This is a genomic window from Hymenobacter guriensis (assembly GCF_015773195.1).
GTDB lineage: Bacteria > Bacteroidota > Bacteroidia > Cytophagales > Hymenobacteraceae > Hymenobacter > Hymenobacter guriensis.
Window position 1 is genome coordinate 87,936 of record NZ_JADWYK010000016.1, and the last position, 15,975, is coordinate 103,910.

A 15,975-nucleotide genomic window follows, 5' to 3' on the forward strand; every position below is an offset into this window, starting at 1 on the left:
GGTTTAGCGGAAGTGATAGCGCAGGCCGACGCTGGCCATACCCGGCCAGCGGTCAATGAGCGGGTTATTGAAGAGGTAGCCTTTGGTGCCGGTGGCGACCAGGGAGAGGCGGTTGCCCAGGAAGACATCGGCTTCGAGGCCGGCTTGCGGGCCATAGGTGTAGCGCTGGGGCTCAGCCGACCCGGCAGCCAGCTCCCCACTGCCGTTTTGGTTGGTCCACTCGTAGCCGGCGCCCGCGCCCAGCAGCAGGTGGAAGTAAACCACCTCCCCGAGGCGGAACAGTTGGGGGGAGAGCAGCACGCGGCCCTGGAAACCCGAATATTCTCCGCGTGCCGGCAGCGTACCGTGTTCGTAGCCGCCGCTCAGGCGCAGGGCCAGGCGGTTGGTGAGCATGGGCGTGTAGCTCAGCTCGTAGTAGTCGCCCTTTGCAGAGCGGCCGACGTGGGCGCCCCAGGAGGCGAGGTGTTTAACGTGGCGCTGCGCGGAGGCCGGCAAGATGCCAGCCCCTGCGGTCAACAGCACCAGCAAAAGAAGCTTTTTCATAGGGCTAGCGCGGCCGGTTACGGTCCATTTTAATGAGCGCGTTCCGGCTCAGGGTCGAGGCGTACACGGCTTCGGCGGCCTGATGGGCCGGCCCCGCCTGCGAGGCTTCCATGAAAAGGCGGTCGCCCTGCTCGCGCAGCTGCATGGCCTTAATCATGTTGTCGTTGGAGGAATTGAGGGCGGCCATCCGCTCCCCCTCCGTCATGGCGTAGCGGCCGGGGTTTTTCAGGGTGGCCTGCATCTCCACGCTTTGCGCGGTCATCTCGTCGGCAATCTTGTAGTAGTTAACAGCCATGGCCAGCTTGCGCTTGGCCATCATCTCTTCGGCCGCGAACAGGGAAACCGTCGACTCCTCCCGCTTGGCCTGGTACTGGTCGCTGGTCAGGTTGCCATTGGGGTCGGTGGAGCTGCTGCCGAAGCGCGAGAACACATCGTACATGGTGTTCACGTCCTGCGCGGGGTTAGTCAGTTGCAGGGCCTGCCGCAGGCGCTGGGCCTTGGCATAGACTGGCATCATCTGATTCGTTTGGCTCCGGCCCGACATGGCCAGGGCCCGCGCAAACAGCTCCTGCGGGTTGGAGAGCCGCAAATCCTGGATGCTTTGCACCTTGCGCAGGTCCGCCTGCACCTGCTTCTGCAAGTCCAGGGCTTCCTGCGTCAGGCTGCGGACTTCGCTGGTGATGTCCTTGGTTACGCCGGCAATCTGGCGGGCATCCTTCACGACCTGGTAGTTTTTGACCGTTTCGGTCCACTGCGCGAGACGCTTGGCGAAGTCGCCGATGTGCACGCCCATGTGCACCGGGTCGTTAACGACCATCTGCGCCCGGGCCTGACCGGCCGGGACAAGTATCAACGCGACAGCCACCAGGGCCGGAAAAAGAGTCTTTTTCATGGTTGTAGAATTGGTGAATGGAAAGGGTTAGCGTCCCGACGCCGTGGCCGGTCCCAGCTGGCCGGCGGCGGCCGTGGTAATCAGGATGGGGTAGCCATCGGGCAGCAGCACCTCCCGCAGCTTGGTGCGGGTCTTCGGGCGGCTGAGCACGTTCATGGCCACGCGCCCGCCCACGCCCACCACCGAGTTGGCAGCCGAGGCCGAGCGGTCGATGGCGGTGCTCACTTCCTGCATGGATTGCTGCTGCAGGTCCTGGCCCGCGAGGCTGGCATCCTTCGCGACCCGCTTCACCGGGTCAATCATGATGCCCGGCAGGTAGTTGTAGTCGTAGATGCTGGCCGCGACCCGAGTGGGCCCGAGGCGGTTGACTTCCAGCATCACGTTGTTGGTGCCCACGGAGGCAATGCCAGCGAAGACGGAATTCTTGGGGAAAGTCACGCCCGACACCACGGCGTCTTCCTGCAGCCGCAGCAAAACCACCGAGCCGGTGCGCACCTTCTGCTCGCCGTTGATGACGCACTTGAAGAACACATCCGGTGTGAGCTCGGCCTGGCTGCCCTGGGCCATCATCCGGGCGGAGTTTCCCACCTTGACGGTGTTGAAGCCATCCCTGCCGGAAGCGTTGGTACGATTGGCCAGGGTTTGCGCAGCCGCTTTGGGGTCACGGAAGCGCTTGCCGGTCATGCGCTCGTAGGCAGCGCGGGTTTCGGGCGGCGAGGAGCCCAGCATGGCCAGCACGTCCGGGTCCGTTTCAAAGGGCGTGCCGTCGGTATCGGTCGCGGGCAGCAGCCCGGTCCGCAAGCCCCGGCCAGCCCGGTAGCTAACCCGACGGGCCGTCGAGCCTATTACCTGGCCAGGTCGACGCCGGGGCACCACCAGCGTTTGCGCGTGGTAAGAACCCGTGGTAGGGTCTTGTAGAGTCGTTTCAATTGTGTCCACGTCGGCCGCGGCCAAGCGGGCTTCCTCCTGCCGGCGACGGGCAGCCAGGGTAGCCGCCGCGGCCCGCCTCTTCCGGCGCAGGGCCTGGCCCAGGGTATCGGCCACAAAGGCTTCTACTACTTCGTCGGTGTTGGGGCGAACCGGCGTGCTCTGAGCTTCCTGCTCCAGCCGCCGCTGCTGCTCGATTTGCGCCGAGGGCGAAACGGGGGCGGTTGGCTCCGTGGGAGCAGCCTTAATCTCCGGCTCGATGTTTTCCGAAGCCGCCGCCACGACTTCCTTCTGCTGCTGGGCGGCCTGCGTGGCCGAGCGCAGCCAGAGGAACAGGCCCCCGGCGACCAGCAGGACTAGCAGGCCAGTCAGGGGTATCCAGTTGTTGCGCAGCACCTCCAGCGGAGTTGCTTTTGCCTTGTCAGCAGTGGGCCGGTCCGCTCCCAGGCGTTCGTGGTCGTTGTGCTCGGCCGAGCCCGTGGAATGAGATTGAGTATGGGGGTTTGCAGGTTCCATAAAGAAGGCAGGATTAGATGGTGGAGGCCCGATTGATGACCCGCGACGGCACCGGCAGCACCAGTACCCGGGCCCCGTTCAACTCGCGCAGCGTCACCTCCAGGTAACCCCGGTCGGTCGCCGCGTAGAGCGGAATGGCGTAGGTCAGGTAGCCGGTGGTGCGGCCCGACACGACCTGGTTGGTCCCGCCACCCGAGGGGGCCAGCGGGCGGCGCGCTTCGTTCTTTTTCTTGGCCAGAAACTTCTTTTGGGCATTTTCCACCAGCTGGAAGTCGGTGAAATCGACATTGTAGTCGATGGCCGAGTGGTTGATGACTTTGAAGCGCAGGTAGGTAAAGTCCCGGTCATTGCGCACGTTGGCCAGCGAGAGCACCAGGTCGTTGTCGACCACGGCCACCGCCTGGTGCTCCTCCTTGGACTTGCGCAGCGCGGAGAGCTTGCCCTCCACCGCGGCTTTCTTTTCCCGCTCCTTGTCCAGTGCCAGCTCATTTTCCGGCGCCGCGCCTGCCACAGAGCCAGCACCATTGCTCAAGCCCAGGGCCCCGTCTTTCTGAAAGTCGTAGAGCTGCAGCACGGGGCGGTTCACGTACACAAGCCGTCCCATCCAGTACTTGCTGCCGAAGCGGATGAGCATGGGGGTTGGCGGCGCGGCCTTGCGGCGGGCGCGCACAAACACGGCGTTGGCTTCAATCTTGACCAGGTAATTGTTGGCCATGCCCACGTCGACCAGCGACACGGGGCCGCTGAACACGAGGTAGGTGGTGGAACTGTCCGACACGGCCACGTCCAGCAACGTGGGCGCGCCGTGCACTGCGGAGGAAGACGGCCGCAGCAGGGCCGACGTGGCAGAAGTGGTTTGGGCTGAGCTGGCCGAGGCCAGCAGCACCGGCAGGCCCAGGGCCAGCAGAAGTTTAGACAACATAGGAATACGCTTTAGAAAGGAAGAGACTTATTTGCCGGGCGCTGCAGGCGAGGCCTGACCAGGAGCCACGGGGGAGACCGGGGCGATGCCGGCGTCGGGAGCTCCGGCCCCCGCGCTACGCTGCGCTTCCTGCAGGGCGCGCTGCCGGTCGGCTTCCTGCTCTTTCAGGGCTTGCAGCTCCTCGCGCGACACCTGCGGGTTGTAGGGGATGTAGTCGAAGTTGGTAATCAGCAGGCCGTAGGGGTTGGCATCCGAGCGGTTGGTTTCCACCAGGTTAAACTTGGCGGCCAGCGGCAGGGGCTCCTTTTGCTCGCCCCCGATGAAAATGCGCTGCTTGATGTACACCCGGCCCGACCAGGGGCGGTGATTCATGTCCACGAGCACGCTGTCCACCGTCACCACGTTGCGGGCGGCGTAACGCTCGTAATTCTGCAGCACCTGACCCCGGGTGAACCCGTCGTAGATGCGCCGACCCCCGCGACCTTCGATGAGCGGCAGCGCCGCATCCAGGTTGGTTTTGTAGGTGTACTGGTCGTGCCCGAACATGGTCAGCATGAAGTTGCGCACCAGGTTGCGGGCCTCGTAGGCGGTGTGCGTTTCGGTGGTGGGCGCCGAGAGCGCGGCCACCGAGCCGGTTTGGCCGACCACGTACACGCGCCGGCCGCTGTTCTCGTAGGCCCGGTACACCAGGAATCCCGCCGCCAGCGCCACGAGCAGCAGGGCCAGCACGCTTCCCATGGCGAGGTTGCGCATGGTGGAGAAAGAGGTACTTAGGTTTTTGGCAGAATCCATAGCAAATGCGGGTTAAGTCATCAAGAGGGGTGTCGGAGGCCGGAATTTTCTTCGCCACGGCCCCTTATTTGGCCAGGGGCAGGGAGATTTGCAGGCCCCGGTAGGGGTAGGTTAGCAAGCCGGTGTCCTTACCGCCACCGGGTTTGGCATAGGTATAGAGCACCCCCTGAACCGTGACGGGCTGCGCGGGCCGCATCGGCACCACTTGGCCGCCCCGGTCGATGTCGCTGATGAAAAAGATGCGTAGCGAATCTTTGGTGGAGGGCAGTTGCAGCTTGCCGATACTGGGCTTGCTCTTGCCATAGCCGGTGGGCTTCCAGCGCAGCGTGGCCGCAAAGGGGATGCGGTAGCCGGGTCCAACTTTGGGATAGCCCCGCTGGGCGCTGCGCAAGCCGGCGGGCAAGGCGAGGATGGCCGGTACTGGGGCTTGGCTGGTGACCGAAACCAGCTCCAGGTACCCTTCTTCAGGCAGCATCTGGGCCACCCCGGGCGCTACGTTCAGCGCCGACGCGGGCAGGGCCGGAGGCAACGTAGTGGCTGCTTTCCAAGCATCCGCTTTGGCTTGCTCAGCGGGGCTGTTGGCGCTGGTTTGCAGGGCGTCGACAAGTTGCGTGGCCGACTTTTCCTCCTGGGATTGGCAGGCGCTGGCCAAACCTAGAGCGAGTAGGGCCAAGTAACGGGTTGAATGGTTCATCGGAAAAAAGAGGGATTGGTTAAACCGTCCACAGCCCGGAGGGGCGTTGTCGGTAAGTAGGGTTTAGCGCGTCCGACATGGTGATGGTGGGCAGGCCCGCCGAGGCCGAGCTGCCGCCACTCGGTGCCGGTGTTCCGCCGCCAGAGCTGCCACCACCATCACCGCCGCCGCCCGCGCTGCCGCTGGCCGCTTTGCTGCCACCGCCCATGGCCCGGCCGATGGCGCCGGATACGCCGTGTCCGCCGCCGTTCATGCCCGCCGATACGCCGGCCCCCGCCGCGGCCGCCGAAGCGGCCATGCCCACCACCGAGCCCACAAAGCTTTGTGCGGCCGAGGAGCCGATGATGAGGCTAGTCAGGTAGGGCACCATGAGGTAGAGCATGATAAAGGCGACCGACACCACCAGCTGCTTGGTGTCCTGCTCGACGGCCGCGGGCCCCGCGAACACCCCGCCGAACGTGGTATTGGAGGCCGTGTAGTAGGTGTAGAGCAAATCAAGCAGGGCAAACGAGAGCCCCCAGAACTGCACGGCCAGGAAGTTTTGCAGCCACTTCATCGCCAGCTGGCCGAAGGAAGGAATCACCGAGAGGCAGATAGAGATGGGGCCGCAGACGAACAGGAACCCGAGAATGAACTGTTGGATGAACTGCATGATTTGCCTAATCAGCAGCACCACTTCCCCGGTCACCAGTTGCAGCAGGATGTTGGTTAAGCTGAACGAGGTGATGGTTTTCAGCAGGTTGCTGATTTCGTCCACCCCTTGCTCGACCACCGTTTTCTGCGAGAGGGTCTCGGCGCTGCTGATGGTCGCGCCCAGCGCCGAGGCAGCCGTCGAGCCGTCCGGGGTGGCAAAGAGCCGGGTGAAATTGGCGACCCCCGAGCTGAGCGTGTCAATCAGCTCCTTATAGAAGAAGAGCAGGAAGAATATCCACACGGCCTTGAGGATGGGCCCCCAGTCCATGGAGAGCCCATGGCCCGAGAGAAAGCCGCGCCCGACCGTGTAGAGTAAGGCAATGAGCATGAAGGTGGGCGTGATGAAGCGGCAGGCGCGCAGCACGATTTGCAGGGTCTGGTCGCAGGCGCTCAGAAACGTCGGGTCGGCCCCGTAGGCGACCATTAGGTAGCAGCCGCTCATTTGGCCAGTACGCCCGTGCGGGCCTGTTTATCTTCCACGAACTGGTCCACCGCGTAGTCCAGGCGCTGCACCTTGACGGGCTCGTACTGCGGGTTTCCATCGGCGTCCAACTGCAGCCGGCCGCTCTTGTCGAGCACCGGCTTGCGGTTGGTCTGCTGGTAGAACTTGACCAGCTTGTTGAGGTAGTTGCGCTCCACGGGCTTGGAGGTGAGAATAGCATCGAGCTGGGGCGAGGCTTCCACTCCGAATATCTTGCCCTTGGCGCCCTGCTTGATAAAGATTTCGCGCAGCGCATCCGTGGAGCGCACCGACTTAATCAAATCCATCTCGTGCCCGGTCAAACCCAGCGGGGGCTGCAGCTGGGCCAGCGAGTCGGGGTTGACGTGGCGCAGGATAATCTTGGTAGCCGAGTTGTTGATGATGGCCGGCCCAATCTTGCTGCTGGTAATCTCGGTGATGCCCTGGGTGATGATGGTCACCGAGCCGTTGGTTTTGCGGATGGTGCGGTACATCGACTCGATGAATTCTGAAAGCACCCCCGAGAGCATGGTCCAGGCCTCGTCCAGGGCGATGTACTTGATGTCGTCGGGGAACTTGCGGAACAAGTCCAGCGAGAGCTCGGTGATGAGCATGGCCACCACCGGGTAGAGGTCGGGGTCGGCCTGCACCTTGGCCAGGTCAAAGCAGATGAGCCGGTACTCGCTCAAATCCACGTCGCGCCGGGCGTTAAGCACCCGCTCGTAGCGGCCGCCGCTGATGTACTGGCCCAGCACCAGGAAGAACTGGTGCATGTCGATGTACTTCAGGTTTTTCTGGTACTGCCGGCGCGCTCCGTCCAGTGGGTCAGCTTCTTGCCCTTCTCCGGGTACAGCCACGGGCTTCTGCATTTCGTGGTCGAACTGCTCGACGAACTTATAAAAGCTTTCCATTCCCGGAAACTCCTCGTCCTTCTGATTCAGGCGGTCGCTCTCGTTCAGGCAGGTGTAGTACTCAATCAGAAAGCGGCTCAGAATGGTCCGCTCCGACTTATCTAGGCCGGTATCCTTGCCGCCCTTCCAGAGGGCTGCGAGCAGGGCCAAGTGGAAGTTGGTTTTCTCGTCGTTGTAGAGCCACTTGCCCGAAGCGTCGCGCGGCACGATGAAGGGATTGAACTCAATCGGCCGGGCAGGGTCGTACTCGAAGTAGGTGTTGTCGAAGTCCTCGCCGTTGAGCGACTGCAGCACGTTGCGGTAGGTTCCGCCCACGTCCATGATAATCTGACGGGCTCCTTTTTCGAAGCGCTGCACAATCAGGTTGCCGAAGGTGTAGCTCTTGCCCGAGCCCGAAGGCCCGATGACGATGGCGTTCTGGTTGTCCAGGGCCGTGTTAAAGAGGTTCACTTGCACCAGATTCCTAAACCGGTCGGTGAGGTACTCCCCTACCGGGTCAGTCTTATAAGTGGCCGTCCAGTGCGTGTAGCAGGCGCCGCGGTCGGCGGTGCTCGTCAGCCAGCGGTCCGGCACCTGGTAGGCGTTGCCCGGTAGCAGGCCAAAGAACACCGGCAGGGCCAAGTAGCTTTCCACCACGCTTTCTGTGCCGAACATGTACCGGAACGCCGCCGTGGCCTTTTCGACGTTTTCACGCCGGCTGTTGTCGTTGGTGTCCCAGAGTAGCAGCGAGAGGTGCAGGCCCACAATCTGCTTGTTTTCAGCCCGCACTTCAGCTGTGAACTCCTCGACTTCCGCGGCCCGTAGCGCATTGTCCTGGGTGGAAAGAAACGAGAGCGAGGCATTGAGCTTGCGGTCGGTATCCAGGCTGCTGAGCTCGGCGCGGGTGTCCTGCACGAGCAGAGCCTGCGTCAGCACGTGGGGGCACTGCAGTACATGGGTGAGCGGGTAGAGCATGGGCGCGGTGACCCCGTAGCTGTTCTTGACCGCCGCGTGGGCCTCGCTGCCCTGGCCCACCATCGAGAGGATGTTGACCTTGTGCTCGCCCACGCTGAGCGTGCCCAGGTCGTTGCCGATTTCGCGCTCCTGCCTCGTGGGCTGGCCATCGAAATTGAGGTTGAAGTACTGCAAATAAAGCTGGTGCATCTCGCGGCTGCTCAGGCGCTCAAACGCCACGCCACCCAGGTTTTTAAGGCCTTGGGTAAATTCCACGGCGCTGGCCTCGGCCACCCCCAGGGTTTGCACAAGCTGCGCGAAGGGATTCTTGATGAGGGCTTCTCCGGCACGGGCCACCAAGGCATTCACGGCATTGGTCCGGGTGGTTTTCACCGCGACTGGGGCGAAGGAGAGGAAGAGGTAGGACTTCTGGAACAAGACCAGCCGCTCGAAGAAGTGCTTGTTCATCTTGCCCTCGAAGTAGGTCTGCTGCGTTTTGTCTTCGCGGTAGGGCCGGTCGTAGTAGACGTCCGTCTTCTGCACGATGGTGCCCACGGGGAGCGGGCGCAGCACGCCCACCAGCGCGGTTTGGAAGGCGTCGTAGTCTTCGACCGTCCAGCTTTCCATTTCGGCCGGCTCAATCACGAAGCCCACGGCGACACGGCCATCCTTGAAGACCACCTTGTTTTCTTCAAAGGAATGCACCGGCATCACCGCGTTAAACGCGGTTGTTTTGGGTGTTTTTGCCATGAGCGGGAAGAGGTAATGGCCCCACCGCCAGGCGGCGGGGCTGAATGAAGGTGTAGGAGAGCCACCCCATCAAAAAGCCGGGCGCTTGGGTTCGGGTGAGGTAGCGCAGGCCCAGGAGGAGGCCGATTTCCGCCAGGATGACCAGCAGGTAGACCAGGCGCGGAATCTTGACCGCCATGCCCAGAAAGCCCAGCAGCAGCACCGAGCCGATGAACAGGCCCACCAGCAGGCCAAGGTCTTGCAGGTTCATGCCTAGCACCTGAGCGGGCCGCTCGATGGATTTATAGGAGCGCATGGCCGCGGCTTAGTTGGTCAAGCCCCCGCCTTCGCTGCCGCCCACGGCACTCACCAGGTCGTCCTTGAAGAGCTGGAAGCCGAACCAGAGCAGCACCCCGCCCACGAGCCAGCCCAAGGAGCCCAGCGCGTCGGGGGAGCCTTGGATAAACTTCATCACCACCCGAATCAGGCCGATAATGAGGATGATGGCGAAAATGACCTGCACGATGCCAATCACCTTTTCCTTAACCTGCGTGAGCGCCGCTTCGGCGCTTTGGGCCCGGGCCGCGCTGGTCGAGAGGGCCAGCACCGTCAGCAGCGCGTAGCCGCGCTGCTCCAGCTTGGAGGGTTGGTAGGTCTGGCCGGCCGCCAGCAGATTCAGGCCGTGGGCGGCGGCAGTAGTCGCGCCGCGGCGCAGGGAGGTGAACAGGGGTGTTTGCATGGAAAAAGTAGGAGGGTGAAAAGGTGAATAGGGTGAGTGTAAAGGCGCGCGCCTCAGGCAGTGGCGGGTGCGGAGCGCTGGTTTTCCAGCGCCTCATTCATCACCAGGCGCATTTTGGCCCGCCGCTCGGCGGCGGTCAGCTCCACGCCGCGGTTGTGCGCGTCGGTCGCCGTGGGCGCCGGGGCCGTGATGTAGTTGTGCTTGGCGCCTTCGGGCAGCAGGCCCGCTTCGGCCGTAGCCGCGGGAGCCTGGTCTTCGGCCTGACTTTCATCTGTGATTGACGCGGCCGCTTCCATCGGGGCGTCCGTTGGGGCTGCTTCCGATTCTGTTTCCGTCACATCGGCCGCCGGGGCTGGTGCGGGAGGTGCTTGCGGCGGCGCATCCTGGAAGTCGGCCAGCCGATAGTGCCGGGTGCGCAGCGAGGCGTGGTTGCCGTCGAGCGCGGGCGGGGCTAGGGCGCTGCCAGCGCCAGCCGGCATAGCGTAGCGCCACCAAAGCCCGCCCAGGGCTACTAGGAGCAGAAAGAGCACCAACCACAGCATGGGTTTCAAGCAACAGGTCGAAGTTTTTTATGAGCAATTGCGGCAACTATACGGAGCACTTCCGTATAAGTTCTGCTTTAGGAGAAGTTTTGAAGCAGCTACGCCGAAGCTTTATGGGTGTTCTCGCCCCGGAGCCGACGTGGTTAAATGCCCGCAGCAAGTGCGGTAGTGCAGACGGCCGGCTGGTTTGCTACCTTGCGCGCCCTCCAATTGCTGCTGCATGAACACTTCTATTCCCACTCCCCCGGCTACCACCCCAGTAGAGCCGGTCAATGCGGGCTTTCCTGACCCCGCGCTCATCGTTTCCTATGCCACCGTTCTGCGCTACATCCGCCACCGCCTCAACACGCTATTGCACGGGCAGCTCAAGCCCTGGGCCCAGCAGCACAAGTTCAACTACGCCCGGCTGATTGAAATCAAAAAGCTGGAGGAGGAAACCCAGGCCGTGCTCTTGCAGCGGCTGATGACTCACTTCCAGTTTCCCACTGAGCTGCTGCGCATCATCGTGCACCAGTCGCGCCGCCACTTTTTCCTGTTCACCTCGCCCGACAGCCTGACCCGCTTCAAGGCCGAGCTCAACCTCTTCGACAACCCACCCTTCGACGCCCCGGCGCCACCTACCACTTCATCCCCTAACTAGCGGAAAGGCCCTGGAGCCTAACCGCTCCACGTTGCTCTTTTCCCTATGCCTGCTTCCGTTGCTTCCCGCCGCCCGGCCAGCAAACCTGCGACTACCCCGGCCGCTCTGGGCCCCCAGCTGCCTAATCCGGCCCTGGCCATAGCCTATGACGAGGCCCGGCGCTACGTGCAGCTGCGACTGCGCAGCCTGCCCCACGGGGGCCTGCGGTCCACCTGCACCGCCTTTGGCTTTCCCTACACAACCAGCGTGGGCCTGAAAACCGGCAGCCTGCAGCGCGAAGAGTACCGTCTGGTGCAGAAGCACCTGCGCGTGTTCGGCTTCGAGACCGAGCTGGTGCGCCTGTACGTGAACGGCCAGCTCTGCGAGCACTACCTCTTTGCTGACGCCGCCCTGCTCGCGACCCTGCGCGAGCAGCTGGCCGCCCACGAGCAGCTAGTCAGCTAGCCGCCCCTCCCCTGTTGCCTTCCGGCCAGTCTTCTGGCTCTTATTCCCGCCCCGGACTCCGGCGGCGCGGCTGGTTTGTACCCCTTCCTTTCCCTTTCTATGCCCGCAACTCCTCCCCCGCGCGACAACGACCCCCAGGAGCTCGACCGCTTCAAGCAATCCATCGACTTGGTAGACTACGCCACCCGGCGCCACGGCTACGACGTGAAAAAGGCTGGCCCCCGCGGCCACTGGCACCAGCTGGAAAAGGACGGCGAGATGCTCATCGTTTCCCGCAAGGGCGACCACCAGGTGTACCTGAACCCCGGCGACGACCGGGATTCGGGCTCCATTATCGACTTCGTAAAAACCCGCGAAAACCAGACGCTGGGCCAGGTACGCCAAACCCTGCGCCAGTACCTGGGCGAGCCCGAGCAAGGCTGGCAGGCGGCCACTTCTCCCCCACTGCCCACCCCGGTGGCGTATGCGCCCACGCACACCGGACCGGCCGAGATGGAATCGGAGGCCGAGCGCCGGGCCCGCCTCGTCGCGGCGGTGATGGGCACCCATGCGTCGCTGACGGACCGCAGCTACCTGCACCAGCGGCATTTATCGGACGAGACCATCGACAGCCCCGCCTTTCAAGGGCGGGTGTTCACCAGTCAGCAGGGCAATTTCCGCAACACGGCTTTTCCGCTCTACAACGAGCACGGCATTGCCACCGTGGAGCAGCGCAACAACGAGTACAAGCACCTGCTGCAGCTGCCCAAAACCGGGGTGTGGGTGTCGCATCCCACCGAGGGCAAAGACACGCCGGTGCAGCGGCTGGTGGTGTCGGAGAGCCCCGTGGATGCCATGAGCTACCACCAGCTGCACCACCGCGGCGCCCAAGGGCAGCCCAACACGCTGTACGTGGCCACCAGCGGCACCGTCACCGAGCGGCAGGTGGAGCTGATTCAAAAGCTCATCGACAAGCAGGAGCCCCGGGAAGTGGTGCTGGCCAACGATAACGACGCCGCCGGCCGGCGCTTCAACATCAATTACCTCAACGAGCTGCAGGTGCCGCGGCGGGCCCGCGAAGTAGCCGACGGCCAGGTGGCCTACGACGAGGCCCCGCGCCCGGTGGAGTGGCACGCCACGGCCGCCGGCAAGTACCACACCGCCCTGCGCGTGGAGTATCACCACGCCAGCCGCGCCGAGGGCACCGAGCAGTTGAGCCAGCTCACCGCGCAGGTACAGCAGCTACGGCCGGCGGCGGACGATGCCGTGGCCCTGGAAGTGCAGCGGGCCACCCGGCAGGAAACCGTCGTGCGCCTGGTCGTGCCCAACGCCGACAGCCACGCCCTCGAAGACCTGGTCCGTACCCTGCACGCCCAGCGCGAAACGCAGCGCGAGCAGCTGGAGCGTCAGCCCCAGGAGCCCGGCCGGCAGCCCGAGAACTTCCTTCGCACCGAGTACGCCATCAGCAAGGACTTTAACCGTGACCTGGAGCTGTTAAGCCAGGGCCTCAGCCAGGAGCAGATTGCCCAGCAGGCCCGCGCCGACGAGCTGGCCAAGGAGCAGCAGCGCCAGGAAAAAGCCCGTCAGGAGCAGGAGCAGCGCCAGCAGGCCCAGCAGCGGGAAACGGAGCGTGAGCTGGCCGCTCAATCTCCCGAAGCCCAGCGCCGAGAGGCCGAGCAGCAGCGCCAGGCCGCTGGGCTCGTAGTCGGCGCGGCCACCGGCGACCCAGCCTTGCAGCGGGCCGTGCAGCTGACGGTGAACGAACCCACCCCGGCAGACGAGGCCACGCCCAGCCAGGCCCAGCAGATGCGGGAGCTGCTGCGCAAAGCCGGGGCGCAAGTGGAGTTGCGCGCGGAAACGGACCCCGCCAGTGGCCAGCTGCGCAGTGAGCTCGACGTCCGCTACCATCCCCATGGTACCCCCGGCGGCCTGCGTCAACTCAGCCAGACACTCGATGCGCTGGATAAGTCGCCGCTCGTAGCGCTCCAGGAACCCGTACAAGAGCAGGCCGAGCGCCGCCAACTGGCCGCGGCGCTCCCGGAGCAGCAATCGGTAACGAAAACGGCCATCATTCGCATCGACGAGCCCGAGCCGCGGCCGGGGGCAACCGGTCAGGCCGAAGCCGTAGCAGAGCAGCTGCGCGCCGCGGGCCTGAACACCGGCTCGCTGCGCAGCGCTACCGACACGGCCACTCACCAGCGCCACAGCGAAATCGAGGTCAGCTACCGGCTCGACCAGCCGAACCTGGCGCGGGTAAGTGCCGCGCTCGATGACGTGGCCCGCCAGCCCGGCGCCCATCTGCACGAGCACGCGGCTGACCGAGCCGAGCGGCAGCGCCTGGCACCGAGCGGCGTTACGGCCAGCAACCTGACCGAGCGCAACGCCGGTCCCGAGCGGTAAAAGCCGGCTGATTCCAAGGCCAGGCGCCCGAACATGTGCGTTGATTCTTTAGTTTTGCAGGAATAGCAAGCTGCCCACCATGCTGGCAAAAACAGGCCCCACTTCTTTCCATGCTCCGTTTGGCCTGCTCTTAGCAGACCAGACCCTGGCACCCGCTGCTCTGCGGCCGCTGCCTATTTCCGAGCGTCCGGCCCTGTTTGTGGGTCCACATCGAGGCTAATCCAACTTCCTGGTAAACGCCCCACCGCAACTCTGCGGCTGCCCGCGGCTTGCTTATAGCCGGCGGATGGGGCTGTTTTTTTCGGCCCCCGCTAGTGCGGGCGAGCCGGGACCCTCTTTGTATTCCCTTCCACGCTAGTACCCTCCGTTATGATATCTACCGGTCACCGGCCATTTTCCAACTTCTGCCCGGCCATGAAAGGCCTGATTTTACAGCTTATCCGGGACGAATACCAACCCCTGCTGCAACTACCACCAACTCTGTCCGCCGAGGCCTGGTCCGAAGCCGTTACCAAGGCCAACCCCATCCTGTTTTATCTCAACGACGGCGCCCCGCTGATTCAAATTGGGGAAGCTTCCCGTCAAAGCCTGCTTAAGTTTCTCAAGCAGCAATTTGGCTCCGCGCAGTAAGTCGCGGCTCGGCTCGCTGAAACGCCCGGTTGGTTATCCAATCGGGCGTTTTCGTTTTAAAGCTTAAACGCCGGTCTCCCATACGGACGCACATGGCCGCGCCATTCCACCGTCCCCAGGTTACAGATGCGACCACTACCCAAGGTAATTCTGGCGCCAGGGGCAGTGGGGGAGAAATGTTTTAGGAAGTGCAAATAAATCAATAATTGTTGTTTAAAAAGCAACAAAAGATGTGATAAATGCGTTTAATAAGTAAGGAAACGGTTTTAGAAACAGTCACTTAGCCCTTACTCAGCGATGAAAAAGCAAGCCCGCCCCGCCGCCCACAACACTGCCCGCCCCGATGTGTACCAGATTGTAACCGACCGGGTAATTGAGGCCCTCGAAGCCGGTCAGATTGCATGGCGCAAGCCCTGGCACGCTGCCTACGGTTTGCCCCGCAACTACGTCAGCGGCCGGGCCTACACCGGCATCAATGCCTTTTTGCTGCACCTGGTTGGCAGCACGCCGTTCTTTCTCACATTCCGGCAGGCCAAGGAGCTGGGCGGCAACATCCGCAAGGGTGCCAAGGGCATGCCCGTGATTTACTACAACGTCACGACCCGCACCGACAAGCAAACCGGCGAAGAAGAGAAAATGCCCTTTATCAAGTACTTCACGGTGTTCTCAGTGGACGACGTGGAAGGTGTGGACATCGTCCTGCCCGAGCAGCCCCAGGACCGGGCGCACGAGCCCCTGGCCGCGGCCGAAGCCTTGGTAGCCGGTTGGGCGACGTGTCCTCGCATCGAGCACGGCGGCGCGCAGGCCTCTTATACTCCCGGTCCCGACTTGGTGCAAGTGCCCCGCCCGGAAACCTTCACCAGTGGGGAGGCTTACTATTCAACCCTGTTTCACGAGCTGACCCACGCCACCGGCCACGCCAGCCGTTTGGACCGTTCTGACTTAGCCGAAGCATTGCGTCCGAGTGGCCGCGCCGGCTACGCCCGCGAGGAGCTGACCGCCGAGATGGGTGCCGCTTTTCTGTGTGGCCATGCAGGTCTAGACCCCAGCGCGACGCTGGAGAACACGGCCGCTTATCTGCAGTTTTGGCTGGAGCAGCTGCGCGGGGATAAAAAGCTGGTGGTGCAAGCTGCCAGCCGGGCCCAACGCGCCGCCGAGTTTATCCTCGGTACCACGGGCGCAGACGATGCTGAGCCCGACCCGCAGCCGACCCCTGCCAGCCCCGCCGCGTCGGTAGAACTGGCAACCAGCGAGGAGGATGCCCGCCCTTTGAATGCCGGCCCGGTGCCGCCCCGCCCGGCCCTCCCTTCGTTGCCGCTGGTGGTGTTGGGGCAGGAAACGCTGCCCTCCCTGACCACGGTCGTCGTGGCCACGCAGCGCATCGAGCTGACCCGGCTGCTGGAGCACCCCGCCTTTACCGATGAGCAGCGCCGCACGGCTACCGGCCGGATTCTGGCCGAAACCAACCCCGCCCGCCTGGGCCGCTGGCTGACCAATATCATGCAGTGCGTGGCCGCGTGGGAAGACCACACGCTGGCCGAGGAGGCGCGCCAGCATGCGCACCCCTGCTCGCCCGATGAGTGCTGATT

At 63.7% G+C, this 15,975-nt stretch carries 16 protein-coding genes; 5 read left to right on the forward strand and 11 right to left on the reverse strand.

The window, feature by feature from the left end:
• Positions 1 to 3: 3 nt before the first annotated feature.
• From I5L79_RS19825 to I5L79_RS19875, 11 genes are all read right to left on the reverse strand, one after another.
• Complete coding sequence (locus I5L79_RS19825) at positions 4 to 543, reverse strand: hypothetical protein (RefSeq protein ID WP_196956818.1); 540 nt, start codon at positions 541 to 543, stop codon at positions 4 to 6.
• 4 nt (positions 544 to 547) lie between these two features.
• On the reverse strand, positions 548 to 1,435 hold the full coding sequence (locus I5L79_RS19830; protein WP_196956819.1) for a hypothetical protein: 888 nt from the start codon (positions 1,433 to 1,435) through the stop codon (positions 548 to 550).
• A gap of 27 nt (positions 1,436 to 1,462) precedes the next feature.
• Complete coding sequence (traM, locus tag I5L79_RS19835; RefSeq protein ID WP_196956820.1) at positions 1,463 to 2,878, reverse strand: conjugative transposon protein TraM; 1,416 nt, start codon at positions 2,876 to 2,878, stop codon at positions 1,463 to 1,465.
• Between the two features lie 13 nt (positions 2,879 to 2,891).
• Positions 2,892 to 3,800, reverse strand: coding sequence for a DUF4138 domain-containing protein (locus I5L79_RS19840; RefSeq protein ID WP_196956821.1), 909 nt, complete (start codon positions 3,798 to 3,800; stop codon positions 2,892 to 2,894).
• A 27-nt stretch (positions 3,801 to 3,827) separates the two neighbouring features.
• Positions 3,828 to 4,592, reverse strand: coding sequence for a conjugal transfer protein TraK (locus I5L79_RS19845; RefSeq protein WP_196956822.1), 765 nt, complete (start codon positions 4,590 to 4,592; stop codon positions 3,828 to 3,830).
• 64 nt (positions 4,593 to 4,656) lie between these two features.
• Positions 4,657 to 5,286, reverse strand: coding sequence for a hypothetical protein (locus tag I5L79_RS19850; RefSeq protein ID WP_196956823.1), 630 nt, complete (start codon positions 5,284 to 5,286; stop codon positions 4,657 to 4,659).
• A 19-nt stretch (positions 5,287 to 5,305) separates the two neighbouring features.
• Positions 5,306 to 6,421, reverse strand: coding sequence for a conjugal transfer protein TraG N-terminal domain-containing protein (locus I5L79_RS19855; RefSeq protein WP_196956824.1), 1,116 nt, complete (start codon positions 6,419 to 6,421; stop codon positions 5,306 to 5,308).
• Positions 6,418 to 9,033, reverse strand: coding sequence for a VirB4 family type IV secretion system protein (locus I5L79_RS19860; RefSeq protein ID WP_196956825.1), 2,616 nt, complete (start codon positions 9,031 to 9,033; stop codon positions 6,418 to 6,420). Before I5L79_RS19860 ends, I5L79_RS19855 begins: the two co-directional genes overlap by 4 nt.
• Complete coding sequence (locus I5L79_RS19865) at positions 9,002 to 9,328, reverse strand: hypothetical protein (RefSeq protein WP_196956826.1); 327 nt, start codon at positions 9,326 to 9,328, stop codon at positions 9,002 to 9,004. Before I5L79_RS19865 ends, I5L79_RS19860 begins: the two co-directional genes overlap by 32 nt.
• A 9-nt stretch (positions 9,329 to 9,337) precedes the next feature.
• A complete protein-coding gene (locus tag I5L79_RS19870; protein ID WP_196956827.1) occupies positions 9,338 to 9,751 on the reverse strand; it encodes a hypothetical protein in 414 nt (137 codons plus the stop codon).
• Positions 9,752 to 9,804: 53 nt separating this feature from the next.
• On the reverse strand, positions 9,805 to 10,302 hold the full coding sequence (locus I5L79_RS19875) for a hypothetical protein (protein WP_231403228.1): 498 nt from the start codon (positions 10,300 to 10,302) through the stop codon (positions 9,805 to 9,807).
• A gap of 211 nt (positions 10,303 to 10,513) precedes the next feature.
• Here I5L79_RS19875 and I5L79_RS19880 point away from each other — a divergent pair, with 211 nt between their 5' ends.
• From I5L79_RS19880 to I5L79_RS19900, 5 genes are all read left to right on the forward strand, one after another.
• Positions 10,514 to 10,933 (forward strand): hypothetical protein, encoded by a 420-nt coding sequence (locus I5L79_RS19880; protein ID WP_196956829.1) that lies wholly within the window; start codon positions 10,514 to 10,516, stop codon positions 10,931 to 10,933.
• A gap of 45 nt (positions 10,934 to 10,978) precedes the next feature.
• Positions 10,979 to 11,377, forward strand: a complete 399-nt coding sequence (locus I5L79_RS19885; protein WP_196956830.1) for a hypothetical protein — start codon at positions 10,979 to 10,981, stop codon at positions 11,375 to 11,377.
• Between the two features lie 99 nt (positions 11,378 to 11,476).
• On the forward strand, positions 11,477 to 13,756 hold the full coding sequence (locus I5L79_RS19890; RefSeq protein WP_196956831.1) for a toprim domain-containing protein: 2,280 nt from the start codon (positions 11,477 to 11,479) through the stop codon (positions 13,754 to 13,756).
• Between the two features lie 369 nt (positions 13,757 to 14,125).
• Positions 14,126 to 14,386 (forward strand): hypothetical protein, encoded by a 261-nt coding sequence (locus I5L79_RS19895; protein ID WP_196956832.1) that lies wholly within the window; start codon positions 14,126 to 14,128, stop codon positions 14,384 to 14,386.
• Between the two features lie 297 nt (positions 14,387 to 14,683).
• Positions 14,684 to 15,973, forward strand: coding sequence for an ArdC family protein (locus I5L79_RS19900; protein WP_196956833.1), 1,290 nt, complete (start codon positions 14,684 to 14,686; stop codon positions 15,971 to 15,973).
• Positions 15,974 to 15,975: the final 2 nt, after the last annotated feature.

Excerpts from the sequence above, each read along its gene's own strand:
- traM (WP_196956820.1), bottom strand. The coding sequence starts at position 2,878 with ATGGAACCTGCAAACCCCCATACTCAATCTCATTCCACGGGCTCGGCC.
- I5L79_RS19845 (WP_196956822.1), bottom strand. The coding sequence starts at position 4,592 with ATGGATTCTGCCAAAAACCTAAGTACCTCTTTCTCCACCATGCGCAAC.
- I5L79_RS19885 (WP_196956830.1), top strand. The coding sequence starts at position 10,979 with ATGCCTGCTTCCGTTGCTTCCCGCCGCCCGGCCAGCAAACCTGCGACT.
- I5L79_RS19880 (WP_196956829.1), top strand. The coding sequence starts at position 10,514 with ATGAACACTTCTATTCCCACTCCCCCGGCTACCACCCCAGTAGAGCCG.
- I5L79_RS19840 (WP_196956821.1), bottom strand. The coding sequence starts at position 3,800 with ATGTTGTCTAAACTTCTGCTGGCCCTGGGCCTGCCGGTGCTGCTGGCC.
- I5L79_RS19895 (WP_196956832.1), top strand. The coding sequence starts at position 14,126 with ATGATATCTACCGGTCACCGGCCATTTTCCAACTTCTGCCCGGCCATG.
- I5L79_RS19890 (WP_196956831.1), top strand. The coding sequence starts at position 11,477 with ATGCCCGCAACTCCTCCCCCGCGCGACAACGACCCCCAGGAGCTCGAC.
- I5L79_RS19855 (WP_196956824.1), bottom strand. The coding sequence starts at position 6,421 with ATGAGCGGCTGCTACCTAATGGTCGCCTACGGGGCCGACCCGACGTTT.
- I5L79_RS19900 (WP_196956833.1), top strand. The coding sequence starts at position 14,684 with ATGAAAAAGCAAGCCCGCCCCGCCGCCCACAACACTGCCCGCCCCGAT.
- I5L79_RS19865 (WP_196956826.1), bottom strand. The coding sequence starts at position 9,328 with ATGCGCTCCTATAAATCCATCGAGCGGCCCGCTCAGGTGCTAGGCATG.
- I5L79_RS19860 (WP_196956825.1), bottom strand. The coding sequence starts at position 9,033 with ATGGCAAAAACACCCAAAACAACCGCGTTTAACGCGGTGATGCCGGTG.
- I5L79_RS19830 (WP_196956819.1), bottom strand. The coding sequence starts at position 1,435 with ATGAAAAAGACTCTTTTTCCGGCCCTGGTGGCTGTCGCGTTGATACTT.
- I5L79_RS19870 (WP_196956827.1), bottom strand. The coding sequence starts at position 9,751 with ATGCAAACACCCCTGTTCACCTCCCTGCGCCGCGGCGCGACTACTGCC.
- I5L79_RS19825 (WP_196956818.1), bottom strand. The coding sequence starts at position 543 with ATGAAAAAGCTTCTTTTGCTGGTGCTGTTGACCGCAGGGGCTGGCATC.
- I5L79_RS19850 (WP_196956823.1), bottom strand. The coding sequence starts at position 5,286 with ATGAACCATTCAACCCGTTACTTGGCCCTACTCGCTCTAGGTTTGGCC.